The 12,834-nt window shown below is 69.6% G+C and carries 13 protein-coding genes; 9 read left to right on the top strand and 4 right to left on the bottom strand.

Annotation, left to right across the window (positions count from 1 at the left end; genetic code table 11):
• The first annotated feature begins 640 nt into the window (after positions 1-640).
• A complete protein-coding gene (locus tag ACGF3I_RS05240; RefSeq protein ID WP_393129708.1) occupies positions 641-1,921 on the top strand; it encodes a phosphatase PAP2 family protein in 1,281 nt (426 codons plus the stop codon).
• 251 nt (positions 1,922-2,172) lie between these two features.
• Entirely contained in the window at positions 2,173-3,381 is a 1,209-nt protein-coding gene (locus ACGF3I_RS05235) for a serine hydrolase domain-containing protein (RefSeq protein ID WP_393129226.1), read from the top strand.
• 82 nt (positions 3,382-3,463) lie between these two features.
• Here ACGF3I_RS05235 and rph read toward each other — a convergent pair whose 3' ends face one another.
• Positions 3,464-6,073 (bottom strand): rifamycin-inactivating phosphotransferase, encoded by a 2,610-nt coding sequence (rph, locus tag ACGF3I_RS05230; RefSeq protein WP_393129225.1) that lies wholly within the window; start codon positions 6,071-6,073, stop codon positions 3,464-3,466.
• 367 nt (positions 6,074-6,440) lie between these two features.
• On the opposite strand from rph, the gene ACGF3I_RS05225 reads away from it, so the two are divergent.
• From ACGF3I_RS05225 to ACGF3I_RS05215, 3 genes are all read left to right on the top strand, one after another.
• Positions 6,441-6,614: a hypothetical protein gene (locus ACGF3I_RS05225; protein ID WP_393129224.1), complete on the top strand. Its 174-nt coding sequence runs from the start codon at positions 6,441-6,443 to the stop codon at positions 6,612-6,614.
• A gap of 336 nt (positions 6,615-6,950) precedes the next feature.
• Positions 6,951-7,217: a hypothetical protein gene (locus tag ACGF3I_RS05220; protein WP_393129223.1), complete on the top strand. Its 267-nt coding sequence runs from the start codon at positions 6,951-6,953 to the stop codon at positions 7,215-7,217.
• A gap of 390 nt (positions 7,218-7,607) precedes the next feature.
• Positions 7,608-7,865, top strand: a complete 258-nt coding sequence (locus ACGF3I_RS05215; protein ID WP_393129222.1) for a hypothetical protein — start codon at positions 7,608-7,610, stop codon at positions 7,863-7,865.
• Here ACGF3I_RS05215 and ACGF3I_RS05210 read toward each other — a convergent pair.
• Positions 7,862-8,560, bottom strand: coding sequence for a TetR family transcriptional regulator C-terminal domain-containing protein (locus ACGF3I_RS05210; protein ID WP_393129221.1), 699 nt, complete (start codon positions 8,558-8,560; stop codon positions 7,862-7,864). The two genes, ACGF3I_RS05215 and ACGF3I_RS05210, sit on opposite strands and share 4 nt — an antisense overlap.
• 89 nt (positions 8,561-8,649) lie before the next feature.
• Between ACGF3I_RS05210 and ACGF3I_RS05205 the strand changes: the two genes are divergently transcribed.
• The 4 genes from ACGF3I_RS05205 to ACGF3I_RS05190 all read left to right on the top strand — a co-directional run bounded on the left by ACGF3I_RS05205 (position 8,650) and on the right by ACGF3I_RS05190 (position 11,104).
• On the top strand, positions 8,650-9,114 hold the full coding sequence (locus ACGF3I_RS05205; protein ID WP_393129220.1) for an ester cyclase: 465 nt from the start codon (positions 8,650-8,652) through the stop codon (positions 9,112-9,114).
• A gap of 17 nt (positions 9,115-9,131) precedes the next feature.
• On the top strand, positions 9,132-9,608 hold the full coding sequence (locus ACGF3I_RS05200; protein WP_393129219.1) for a DUF3237 domain-containing protein: 477 nt from the start codon (positions 9,132-9,134) through the stop codon (positions 9,606-9,608).
• Between the two features lie 156 nt (positions 9,609-9,764).
• Positions 9,765-10,658 (top strand): NAD(P)H-binding protein, encoded by an 894-nt coding sequence (locus ACGF3I_RS05195; RefSeq protein ID WP_393129218.1) that lies wholly within the window; start codon positions 9,765-9,767, stop codon positions 10,656-10,658.
• 80 nt (positions 10,659-10,738) lie between these two features.
• Complete coding sequence (locus ACGF3I_RS05190; protein WP_393129217.1) at positions 10,739-11,104, top strand: darcynin family protein; 366 nt, start codon at positions 10,739-10,741, stop codon at positions 11,102-11,104.
• Between the two features lie 21 nt (positions 11,105-11,125).
• On the opposite strand, the gene ACGF3I_RS05185 is transcribed toward ACGF3I_RS05190, so the two are convergent.
• Positions 11,126-11,641: a hypothetical protein gene (locus ACGF3I_RS05185; protein ID WP_393129216.1), complete on the bottom strand. Its 516-nt coding sequence runs from the start codon at positions 11,639-11,641 to the stop codon at positions 11,126-11,128.
• Positions 11,642-11,718: 77 nt separating this feature from the next.
• Positions 11,719-12,759 carry a hypothetical protein gene (locus ACGF3I_RS05180; protein WP_393129215.1) on the bottom strand — a complete coding sequence of 347 codons (1,041 nt, stop codon included), beginning with the start codon at positions 12,757-12,759 and terminating at the stop codon, positions 11,719-11,721.
• Positions 12,760-12,834 lie beyond the last annotated feature (75 nt).

Here is a 12,834-nt window from a genome sequence, read left to right as displayed (position 1 = left end):
GCATTGGGTGGTATTTCTCTGCCGAATGCCGGTCAGGGAAGGGTGAATAGCCGCGCGATGTGTTTCCGGGGCAGCGGCCTCTCCCGGAGCAGCGGACCGACATGACGCGCGGACCGCCAACCCCCGGGCAGCCCTGGCACGGCCCCGCCCCTCGATCCGCGCTCGACCACTTCCGCACCGGACTTCGGCAAAATCGTGCCTGCAATCGGTAGCCCTCTCCGCCGCGGTGCGCACGTCATCACAGGGCGTCGCGCGACGGGTGCGGTCCGAAATGCACGCCGGTCAACGCGATGTCCCCAGGGGCGTCAACTCGCCGATGGGCGGCCGGTGATGATCGCCGCGACGCGGGGGAGCGGGTCGGCGCGGCTCTCGGTGCCTCGCGCGTCCCGCGAGCGCGGGCCCGGTCGTCCCTGATGTACCCGTGCGCAGTGAACACACCCGCCTCACTCGGATAACATGATCGGCGCTGATGACGATCGTCCTCGGCGCCCGTCCTTCACCGGAGCCCCGCCATCCAGCACGAAGAGTGACCCGCCAACTGACATCTAGCACATCGGCCAAACAATTGACTTCCATATCATCGCGAACGCCTTCGCGAATAAACAATAAAATTCCGTCCGCGTGGCGCCGGCCACGGGTGCTGCTGTGGGCTGCGGTGGTCGTGGTGGCCCTCGGGTTCCTCATCGTGCTGGAAATCGCGGCGCGTCATTACGGCCAGCCGGGGCCGATCACCAATCAGGCGAAAGAGGTGATCTTCGCCCCGAAATCCGGACCGCTGCTGTACGCCAGCATGGCACTGATGATGGTGGTGCTCACCTGGCGACAGAGACTCATCGCCCTCGCCGCCGCGGTCGGCATCGACATCGTTTTCTTTCTGGTCCGCTGGGCCGTCGACGCCAAGATGATGTTCGGAAACGGCGCCCTGTGGGTCATTCTGGCCTGCGTCGTCATCGCTTTCACGCGTCGCGTCGGCCAGGAACGAGTGCTGCTCCTCAAGGGAATCGGTCTTGGTCTGCTGCTGGTCGCCGGCCGCAAGACCGGTGACACCTGGCTGCTCATCACGTCGAAGACCCGTCCGACCGTGCTCGACCAGTACGTGGCGACCGCCGATCACGCCCTGGGCAATCCGTCCTGGCTGGTGGGCCGGTTCGTCAGGTCCACCGGCACCGTCGGCGCGCACATCCTCGACTACGTCTACATCCAGCTCGCCGTGGCCGCGGTCATCGTCGCGCTCTACCAGCTGCGCCACGTGTCCACCGAACGGCGCTTCCCGGCCCACCACCTCGTGCGTACGTTCCTGGTGATCGGCCTCCTGGGGCCCGCGTTCTACATGATCTACCCGGTGGTCGGACCCATTTTCGCGTACGGTGCGGACGGCGGGCACTGGGCGGTGGCGAATGTGTGGCCGAACTCGGCCTCGATCAGCGTGCCGCACCACATGCCGTTCAACGAGTACACCCCGCGCAATTGCATGCCCAGTCTGCATACCGCCTGGGCGACCACGATCTTCATCCATTCCCGCAAGGGCCCGAGGCTGCTGCGCATCGCCGGTGCTTTCTGGCTGATCGCGACGCTGGGTGCGACGCTGGGATTCGGTTATCACTACGGCACGGACATCATCGCCGGAGTGGTCTTCGCGCTCACGATCGAGGCGGCACTGCGCGCGCTCGCGCGCGGCTGGGACCGGTCGGGAACGCAGCTGGTGGTTTACGGCTCGGTGGTCTTCACCGCCCTGCTGCTCTCCTATCGCTACCTTTCGATGACGATGGCCCAGCACCCGTGGGTGTTCGGACCGCTGTTGCTGCTCGCGACGCTTTCGGTCATCCATCTCTTCATCCGGACCACGAAGGCCTGGGAACCGCGGGCCGCGATCGTTCGGCAGCGCGAACCGCAGCCAGGGCCCCAGCCAGAACTCGTGTGAGTTCCGGCGCGGCGGACAAATCCGGCGGCAGGAAGAAAAGGCCGGGGCGCACCGCCCCGGCCTTTTCTCATGCCCTTTTCTCACCCTCCTTCCTGGCCTGCCCCCGCCCGTTCCCGTACGAGGCATGGAACCGAATGAGTGGACTCTCCGGAACACGGCTTCGCCAGGCCCCTCGCGGCGTCCCCGCGTGGTCATGCTCAGTCCGATCTTCACGACCGTGACTGAAAGACGTGACCGAAAGAGGCGTATCCATGCGTCGTACCCCCCGCCGCCGGCTGTTCGCCGCCACGCTTCTGGTGGCGTCCGTCCTGGCTCCGATGGCGCCCGCTTCCGCCGCCCCCGCGACCGCCGTCGGCACCATCGACGCCGTCCGGCACGACCAGGACGACCACGAGCACGGCGGACTCGGCCACCGGCTGACCGCCCGGTTGGACAAGGCGATCGAGGACGTCCGCCGGCAGGCGAACATCCCCGGCGTCGTCGTCGGGCTGTGGATGCCGGGCAAGGGAAGCTACGTCCGGGCCACCGGTGTGGCCAACACCGACACCGGCCGGCCGATGGCCACCGACTCCTTCGTCCGGATCGGCAGCGAGACCAAGACCTTCACGGTCACCGCACTGCTGCAACTCGTGGACGAGCACCGGGTCCGCCTCGACGACCCCATCGCCGAGTACATCCACGGTGTGCCGAACGGCAGGCAGATCACCCTGCGCCATCTCGCCGAAATGCGCAGCGGCCTGTTCCCCTACAGCTCGGACGCGGACTTCGTCCATGACCTGCTGAGCGACCCGCACCGCACCTTCACCCCGCACGAGGTGCTCGCGTACGGCTTCAAGCACGAGAACACCTTCGCGCCGGGCGAGGAGTTCCAGTACTCCAACTCCAACCTGATCCTGCTCGGTCTGGTCGTGGAGAAGGTCACCGGACACCGCCTCGCCGACGTGATCCACCACCGGATCGTGGACCCGGTCGGCCTGCGCGGCACCCTGATGCCGCACGGCGCGGAATTCCCCCAGCCGCACCCCCACGGCTACACCGACCAGACGCTCAGCGGCGAGACCGCCGACTCGACGCACTGGAACCCCAGTTGGGCCTGGGCGGCCGGCTCGATGATCTCCAACCTGGAGGACCTGCGGCGCTGGGCGAAGGTCGTCGCCACCGGTGAACTGCTCAGCCGCGAGACCCAGGCCCAGCGCCTCAAGACGCTGCCGACCGGCTTCCCCGGAACCAGCTACGGGCTGGGGATCCTCAACGCCAACGGATGGATCGGGCACAACGGGTCCATCCCGGGCTACGAGACCGTGACGGTCTACCTGCCCGCCGAGAAGGCCACGATGGTCATCATGATCAACACCGACTCGACCGCCGGCGGCGCGGAGCCGTCCACGCTGCTGGCCCGCGCGATCACCGGGATCATCACGCCCGACCACGTCTACGACGGCGCGGTCGTGACGCGCTAGGACCACAGGTGCTGTGCCCGGGCGCGGTGCACCCGGGCACAGCACGTCCTACGCCTCCTCGGCTCCTACGCCTCCTCGGCTCCTACGCCTCCTCGGCCAAAATCTCGATGAAGCCGTCCGTCCCGTGCACCCGGATCCGCTGCCCGTCCCGGATCAGCCGGGTGGCCCGTTCCACGCCCACGACGGCGGGCAGTCCGTACTCGCGGGCGATCACCGCGCCGTGCGTCATCAGCCCGCCCACCTCGGTCACCAGGCCCGCGATCCCCACGAACAACGGCGACCAGCTCGGGTCGGTGAACGTCGTGACCAGGATGTCGCCCGCCCCCAGGACCGCGTCCGCCATGTCCAGGATCACCCGGGCCCGCCCCTCGACGGTCCCGGCGGAGACGGGTAGTCCCACCAGGGCCCCGGCCGGCACGTCGTCGCGCCGGTAGGCACCGGTGAGCGCCTCGCCGTCCGAGGTGAGCACCCGGGGCGGGGTGAGCGTCTCGTACGTCCGGAACGTCTCCTTGCGCCGCTCGATGAGCCGTTCGTCCACCCGGCGGGACGCCACGACCTCGCGCAGTTCCGGGAACGTCAGGTGGAAGGCGTCCTCCGGCTCCGCCAACACCCCGTCCCGCACGAGGCGTTGGGCCTCCGCCATGAGGGCCTTCTTGTAGACGAAGTAACGGCTGACGATGTTGTACTTCGGATACTCCCGGTACCCGATGAAGGCGCGCACCTGGTCGATCATCCGCTGGGTGTCGGCCGCCCTGCGCTCACCGTCCGGCAGCGCCCGCAGCCGGGTGAGAACGTCCTGCTCCTTCTCTCGCGCCCTCCGCAGGCCCTGCTCGAACCGGCGCGCGGCGGCGCCCGGTTCGAAGTTCCGGACGTTGTCGAGGATCACCGGTACGAGAGTGCTGGGGCGTTCGCTCCAGCGTGGCCGGGTGATGTCGATCTCGCCGACGCAGCGCATCCCGTACCGGTCGAGATAGGCCTCGATGGCCGCGCGTGCCTGCGCGCCGCCCTTCACCTGCGTCAGCCCGTCGAGGAAGTCCTCGTCCTCGACGTTCTGGAGGTACGCCACCACCTCCGGGTGTGGACGGACCGCGTCCGCGACGTCGAGCAGCGCGAGCCCCATCTCCGAGGTGATGTTGTCGGGGGCGGAGAGCGTGAGGGTGTCCGCCACGTTCTTCTCGCCGAGCCACTCCTGCAGCCGGTCGTTGAGCCACCAGGTGGCGTCCATCCCGGCCATGATGGCCGGGAAGTTCGGCGGCGCGCTGACCACGCGCTTGTGCTCCTCGAAGGCGTCGAGCAGGAAGTCGAAGAGGGCGGGCCCGGTCTTGTCCCGGATGCCGCGCTCCAGTTCGGCGAGGGACGCCCGGCTGCGCTCGATCAGTTCGGCCACGATCGCCGGATCGGGTTGGGCCGGCAGGGCGGTGTCAGTGGGCGAGGGCTCGGAGGTCGTGTCCCGAGCCGGATCCGACGCGCCGAAGTCACCTCGACCGATGACGGTCTCCAGCGCGTCCCGGGTCAACGGGTCGCCCCTGCCCATGAGTTCGAGGAGACCGGCGCGGCTCTCCGGCTCGGCGAGGCGCGGGGTGACGTCGACGAACAGCCGCCCGCCGGCCTCGTGCATGGGCACCATGGCCGTGTGCTGCCACAGGGACACGCCGAGCGGCTTCATGGTGTCGGTCATCATCTGCTGATGGCCGACCGAGAGGTACACACGGTGGTCCTGGTCGTCGCGCTCGGGGACGGGGAACAGGGTCGTGATGGGCCGGCTCTGCACGATGTGGAAGCCGTCGCCCACCCGGCACCATTCGATGTCCTGCGGGCTGCCGAAGTGCGCCTCGATCCGCCGGCCGAGCCGCACGAGCCGTACGGCCTGATCATCCGTCAGGGACGGTCGCTCCCGCTGCTCGGGGTCGACCGCCACCTCCTCCGTGCCGCCCGACGGCAGGGCCCGGACCGCCCGTTCCTTGGCGGCGATCGTCCGTTCGATCACCTCGTCGCCCCGCACCCGGAAGACGTCCGGGTTCACCAGACCGGACACCAGCGCCTCACCGAGGCCGAATCCGGCGTCCACGGTGGCCACCGTGCGGTTGCCCGAGACGGGGTCGGCCGTGAACAGGATGCCGGACGCCTCCGGCAGCACCATGCGCTGCACGACCACCGCCATGTGGACCGTGCGGTGGTCGATGCCGTTGCGCTGCCGGTAGCTCACCGCCCGCTCGGTGAACAGCGAGGCCCAGCACCGGCCGATGTCCTTCAGAACGGCCGCCGTGCCCAGGACGTTCAAGTAGGTGTCCTGCTGTCCGGCGAAGGACGCCGTGGGCAGGTCCTCGGCGGTCGCGCTCGACCTGACGGCGTAGGCGGCGTCCTCGCCGTGCCGGCCGAGCGCTGCGGTGACGGCCACCGCGATGTCCTGCGGGACCTCGCTCTCCTCGATGGTCCGGCGAATCTCCGCGCTGAGCGTGCGCAGCCCTTCCCGGTCGTCCGGGCGCAGCCCCGCCAGCCGGTCGAGCAGTTCGCCGAGCGACGCCGCCCGCTCCACGACCCGGCGGAAGGCCGCCGTCGTCACACAGAAACCGCCGGGCACCTCCACACCCTCGATCCGGGAGAGCGCGCCCAGGTGGGCGGCCTTGCCTCCCACCATCGCGATCCGGCCCTCGTCGATCTCCTGCAGATCCCACACGTACTGCTCGTCCACTGCGATCCCTCCGAGGCGGCCGTCGGTCCGTACCGCGGTATGTGATCGAACCACCGGCGCCCCCGTCTCCGTCGAACCTCTTGCCGTGCGTGTCCTGGTCGCGGGCCCACCCCTGCCGTCCGTGGTTTGCGCAGGTGGGGGCCTCGGCCGACGATTGTGCGCCGTACCGGGGGCCTTGCCGCAAGCCCCCATGTGCGCTATACCTTGAGACAGGCGAGGAGATGGTTCTCCTCGCCTTTCGTGTTTCCGCGGCCCGTGCGAGCCGGGCAGGCCTTCCGCCGTCGGAGGGAAGTGGCCGGGACGGGCGGGGGTTCCCGCTGGTGAGCAGGGGGTACCCGCCGGGCATCAACCGGATAGGGGAGATGCCATGCTGGCCATAGGCGCGGCGGTACTGTTCGCGATCGCGTTCCTGATCAACGCCGCGGACATGTCGACCAATGATGTGTTCACTTCCACGAACGTCATGCTGATCGGGCTGGCGCTGCTGGCCCTGCACGTGGCGGGCATCGGCAGCGGCTGGGCGGGCCGCCGCCGGCGCTAGACGCCCGCGACCACCCCCGGTACGGCGCCCGCGGCCTGAACGCCCGCGGGCGCCGCGCTGTGCGGGCGAAATGGTGGCGGGGGGTCGAGGGTGCAGGGTGCTGAACGCAGGACCACTAATGTCATGTCCCCGACTTTGCCGTCGTTCCGGAATGGAACACCGTGCCACGGTGAACACGAAAGACGGGTCGCCTTTCTGGGGGCGCGCGTGGTTTAACTCGCAACTGGTTAATGCTCCCGCGCGCCCGACCGTCCCCCGTATTGCCTACGGGTATCGGTGATAAAACTGTCGTTGTCCAACCCGTAGGACAGTGGTGAAGAACAGAAAGGTGGAGTCATGATTGAAGGCGTCAAGCGTGCCGTCGCTCTCGGTGCTGCTACGGCCGCACTCGCCGCAGGAGTGGCTTTCTCCTCGGTCGGAGTCGCCGAGGCGGCGCCGCAGCACACGGTCGCTGCGGCCCACGGCGGCAAGCAGAAGTGCCACGTAGTGAAGGGGTACTGGACGAAGACCTGGCACAAGCCCACGCGCGACCGGCACGGCCGGGTCCACCCGGGGTACTGGACCAAGACGTGGCACAAGGCGCACAAGGTCTGCCACCGCTAAGCAGCCGGGAAGCCTCGCAAAAAGTTGGCGAGGCATCTCCCAAGAGGTCATAAAAAACGGCGCGGCGCTTTCTGTCGAAACCTGACGGAAGGCGCCGCGTCGTTCTTCTGTACGCCCCATCTGTGAATTACCTGTGGGGCGAGTGCGGGGTGGGTGTATTAGGGCGCGGGGGATGTAATTGAATTCGACATCCCAAAGGGGCACGCGGTCCCGTGCATGGCAGTGCTGTTTTGTCCGTTGCATGGCGACGTCGCAGGGCGACGAAGAAAACCGCGCACGGGCGCTCTTGAGGCGTAGCTCGACCGCGCGGCGGCCGGATTGTCAGTGCCTGCCTCTAGCGTCGGAGAGGTGGGACCGGAGCGGCCGGGGCCAGCAAGCGAGGGAGTGGTCATGGGCAACATCAGCATCGACAAGGACGCGCTCCCGCGGCTGCTCGCCGACGGCTCGACGCGTCACGGCTCCTCGTACCAGCAGGCCTTCGCCGAACTGGCCGACACCCACCGCGGCGAGGCCCCCGCCCGCATCGTGCCACTGCTGCGCCGCGCCGCCGATCGGGCGCTGCTCGGCTTCACACCGGCCGACCTGTACGAGCAGGCCGAAGCGATCAGCACCGGCCGGCCGTACGAGCTGAGGATCACGCTCACCTAGGAGCGCGGGCGACCCGCACGCACGGGCGTCAGGAAGCCGTCGATCACCCGGCGTGCCCGATCCACCGCACCGGCTTCGCCGAGGCGCAGCGCGGTGTTGGTCGCCGTCAGGACCGCGTCGATCTGGAAGGCGGTGAACTCCGGGTCCAGCGCGGCGATCTCGTGCGCCTCCGCCGCGTACCGCAGTTCGCCGGCGAGCAGGGCGAGCCATCCGCTGCGGTGGGCCAGGAGCGCGTCGCGCACCGCGCCGGGCCTGCTGTCGAAGTCGGGGAGGGCGGCCGCCCAGAAGCAGCCGCCGGGGAACAGGGGCGCCTCGGCGTAGGCGGTCCACAGGTCCGTCAGCGCGCGCAGCCGCGCCGCTCCCGGCCCGGCGGCCCGCGCCGGAAGGACGACGGCCTCGGCGAACGCCTCGCGGGCCGACTCCGCGACCGCGAGCTGGACTTTCTCCTTGGTCGTGAAGAGCGTCTGAATGCCGCTCTTGCTGAGCTCCAGATCGCTCGCGAGGCGGCCGATGCTCAGTCCGCTCAGCCCTTCGAGCGAGGCGATGTCGACGCCGCGCCGGGCGATCCTGCGCCGTGTGCGCAGACCGCGCAGCAGGCGCTGGTCCGTCACGTCCTCGACCGCTGCCGCCGGCCGTGCTGCTCCGGCGTCCGCCGCCGCGCCGCGTGAACTCCGTTGCCCTGTGCGCTCGTTCATCGACCCCATCCTCCCATGCCAAGCTCTTGCCCAAGAGTACGACCGATCGTATGTTTAGGTTCCTTGATGACTTCAGAGGAGGCTCTCCTATGGACGGACCACGCATGATGGAGCTGGCGCAGGCCCTCGCCGTGGCCAAGAGCAGACAGGACGTGCCCGCAGCCCTCAGGCTGCTGCACCCCGAATTCGTGCTGGAGGTACCGCCGTTCGGCACCACGGCGCGCGGCCCGGCCGAGAACGACCGGGCGTTACGACGGTTCTTCGCCTCGTTCCCGGACTACGAGGTCACCTTGGACGGCCATGCGAGCGACGGCGCCACCCTGGTTTCCTGGGGTACGGCCCGGATGACCATGACGGGCAGCCGGTTCGGGGTCCACCCACGAGGGGAGCGGGCCGAGGTCCCCGTGTTCATTCAGTTCACCTTCAAGGACGACCTGATCGCGGGAGAACGCTTCTTCTTCGATCTGGCCACCCTGTGCGCACAGTCGGGTGTCTCGACGGACGCGGTCCGGCGGACGCTCTTCCCCCTTCCCGCGAGCGGCGGCTCGGCATGACGGCGCCCTGCCCCCGAATGAACGCGTCCGGCGGGATCCGTACCGCGCACCTCTTCGACATGGCCGTCGATCTCTGCCCCCAACTGCCCTTCGGCAAAGGCCCGTTCGGCCGTCGTGTCCTGTTCGGCGCGGCGGGCGGCACCTTTCACGGGCCCGAGCTGCACGGCGAAGTCCTCCCCGGCGGCGGGGACTGGGCGCTGTTCGACGCCGAGGGAACCATGCGCCTCGATGTGCGCCTGACGCTGCGCACCCATGACGGCGCCCTCCTGCACATGACGTACGGGGGCCGCTGGGTCGCCCCGCGCCCGGTGCGCGAGGCGCTGGCCGACCCTTCGGAGCGGCACCGGATCGACCCCGCGCACTACTACTTCAGGACCACCCCCCTCTTCGAGACCGGCGCCGAGTCCTACGCGTGGCTCAACGGCATCGTCTGCGTCGGATCGGGGCGGCTGGTGGAGCGGGGCATCGCCTACACCGTCGATCAGGTCCTCTGACGGCACCGACCGGGGCGGCGGAAAAGGCAGACCGGAGCCTCTCACCAGCATAATTCCACTTCGAGCAATGATGTCGTGCCAAAGTTTCCCTTGTGGTCACACGGGTGCGCTCCACAGGATGAGTGCGTACCGAACCGTGCGACCTACGAGGTTTTCATGATCGTCATTACCGCTCCGACCGGGAACATCGGTCGTCATCTGCTCACCCGCCTCCTGGAGTCCGAGCCCGGCACGGGCGAGGAACTCCGGGTGATCGCGCGTGACCCCGCCCGGCTCACGCAGGAGGTGCGGGAGCGGGTGGACGTCGTCACCGGCTCGCACGGCGACCCGGAGGTGCTCGACCGGGCCTTCGCCGGGGCGGACGCCGTGTTCTGGCTGGTGCCGCCGGACGCGTCCCTGACCCCGCACGACGGGTTCAGCGGTTTCACGCTCCCCGCCGTGCGGGCGTTCGCCACCCACGGCGTGCGCCATGTCGTGGGCGTCTCCGCCCTCGGCCGTGGCACGCCGCTCGCCGACGAGGCCGGCCTCGTCACCGCGTCCCTGAAGATGGACGACCTGATCGCAGGCAGCGGCGTCGCCTACCGGGCCCTGGCCAACCCGTCGTTCTTCGAGAACCTCCTCGAAGAGGTCGAGTCCATCCGGGACAAGGGCGTCTTCGTGGACGTGGTCGAACCGGACCGCAAGGGCCCGCTCGTGTCCGTCGCCGACATCGCGGCCGTCGCCGCTGGCCTGCTCGTCAACCGCTCCTGGACCGGCGTCGACAGCGTCCCCGTACTCGGCCCGCAGGACCTCTCGCCGAACGACGTCGCCCGCATCATGACCGAGCAGCTCGGCCGCCCGGTCCGCTACGAGCGCCAGCCGTTCGACGAGCTCTACACGACCCTCATCGGCTACGGCCTCGACGACACGTTCGTCCAGGGCATCGTCGACATGAAGCGCGCCAAGGACGCGGGCCTCGACGCCGGTGTCACCCGTACCCGCGCCACCGCGTCGCCCACCAGCTTCGAGCAGTGGTGCGCCCGGGTCCTCAAGCCCGCGGTCCTCGGCTGAGCCTCGCCCGCCAGGGGCCGGACCGGATACCGGTCGCCGCCTCAACACCCCTCACGATCAGCACACTTGGAGGCACACCCATGCCCGCCGACACGGCCCAACCGCCCGTCACCGCGTTCATGCTCGTCAAGACCACCCCCGAGTGGCTCGCCCTGAGCGTCCCCGAACGCATCGAGGCCTTCACCACCCAGGTTCTCCCCGCGATCAAGTCCAGGACCAGCGGCGTCCGTTCACGCTTCTACGACACCGAGTTCTACTCGGCGCGCGTCACCGATGTGTGGGTGTGGGAGGCGGACGACCATCAGGCGTACCAGCTCCTCATCGACGCCCTGCGCGAAACCCCGTTCTGGGACCGGTACTTCGAGGTCGTCGACCTTCTCGTCGGCACCGAGAACGGCTACGCCCGCACCTATGGGGTCGAGGCCGTCGCCACGATCGAGACCTGAGGGCCGGGGCCCGGCGCCCGCTCATGCGTCCAGGATCCCCAGGTCCTCCCGCATCAGCGTGCGCATCGCCACCAGACGTGGCTCGGCCTGCCGGACCGTGATGAGCAGCTGCTCGGGGCTCTCCCCGTCGCGCCCGAGACCGCGGTCCACGCGCTTGGCCCCGGCGTCGACCTCCGCGAGAACCCTGTTGAGTGCCCGGGACGCCTCCATGACGCGCAGCGGAACGATCATCTGGGCCGCCGCGTAGCGGTCGCGGTACTCCCTGCGGGACTCTTCGAGCCGGGTCCGGTCCTCGTCGGTGTACACGCCGTCGCGCATGCGGTGCAGGGCGTCCTTGAGGAGCGTGTGGAACTGCTCCGAGGACCGGTTCATCGCGGTGTACGCCTCGCGGCGCTCCTCGAACGACCGTCTGCGCTCGGTGAGTTCGGCCTCGGCGGCGCGTTCGCGGGCGTTGAAGCGCTGCGGAAGCACCGCGCCGAGCAGTGCCCCGCCGAGGCCCGCCGCAGCGGTGATGGCCGTGGCCAGCGCGTCCGACATGCGGGGACCCTATCGTGCCGCGCTCGGCGCAACGCCCGGGCGTCCGGCACCCGGAGGGCGCCCGGGCGGGCGCCGTCTCACTCGATCTCGAAACGGGGGCGCGCCGGAACGGCCGGATCCTGCACCGGAGTCGGGGCCGAAACCGGTGCCGGTACGGGCGCCTTGCGGTGGTTGTGCCAGATCTCCTCGTCGGACTCGGAGTCCGTCTCGCTGTCGCTGTTGTCGCTCGCCTTGATCGCGGGACCCTTGCGGTCGACCTTCTGCCGGTCGTTGAACTGCTTGATCTTGTCCTGCAGCAGATTCGGGTTCTCCAGGATCGGCAGACCCACGCCCGGGGCCTCAAGACCCGTGGCCGCCTTGTACAGGCCGCGGGCGAAACTCGTGCAGTTGAAGCTCAACAGGTTGTACGCATGGGAGCTGTTGGCGCTCGCGTACCTCTTGACCGCCTCGGCCTGCGCCTCCGTGAGCCCGATCGGGTCCAGCTTGGCGCTCGCGCGGTCGGGCTTGTCGTGGTCCACCAGCACGGTGCCGGGGACCGTTTTGAGGGCTTCGAGACCGTTGGGGGTCGTGGCCGGGAAGAAGCCGTACGTGGTGCACTGCGCCTTGCGGCCCGGCTGCTTCGAGTACAGGGCCACCCAGGCGTGTCCGAAGCCGCCCGCGGAGAAGTCGGCCCGATGGGACCGGCTGGATTTCGACACCTGGATCTGCAGGAGGTACTTGGGCCCGGTGGCCTCCGTGGCCTCACCCAGCTCCGGCGGGACGCCGGCCTCGGTCTGGGGCGCGTCCTCGGTCCGAGGGGCCGCGCCCGGCTGCTGGGCCGGGGCGGCGGGCGCGGCCGGGCCCGCCGGTACGACCTGCGCGGCCGGGATCGGAGCGGCCACCTGCCCGTCCGCCGCCTCGCCCTCAACCACCCGCTGCACGGCCGGAGTTGACGTGGCCCGAGGCTGGGCCCAGGCGTGGCCGGTGGTCCGGAGCGTCTGGATGACGGCGGTGTTTCCGGCGCCGGCCTGCAGGGCGAGGAGTCCGGGCGCACCGCCCCGGCCGGTCGGACGGGACGGGGCCGCGGTGGGCCGAGGCGCCTTGCCGTTGACGGCGCGGGCTCGTTCGTCGGCGTGCATCGGGTCCTTTCACGGGCTGCCTCGTACGGCATCGGGTCCAGGTGCCGAACGCCGTTCGCCACGGTGTGGCCCGGC

The sequence above is a fragment of the Streptomyces sp. NPDC048111 genome (assembly GCF_043202815.1).
Taxonomy (GTDB): Bacteria; Actinomycetota; Actinomycetes; order Streptomycetales; family Streptomycetaceae; genus Streptomyces.
The sequence above is the reverse complement of the archived record's forward strand: the minus strand, read 5'-3'. Positions and strand labels throughout refer to the sequence as shown.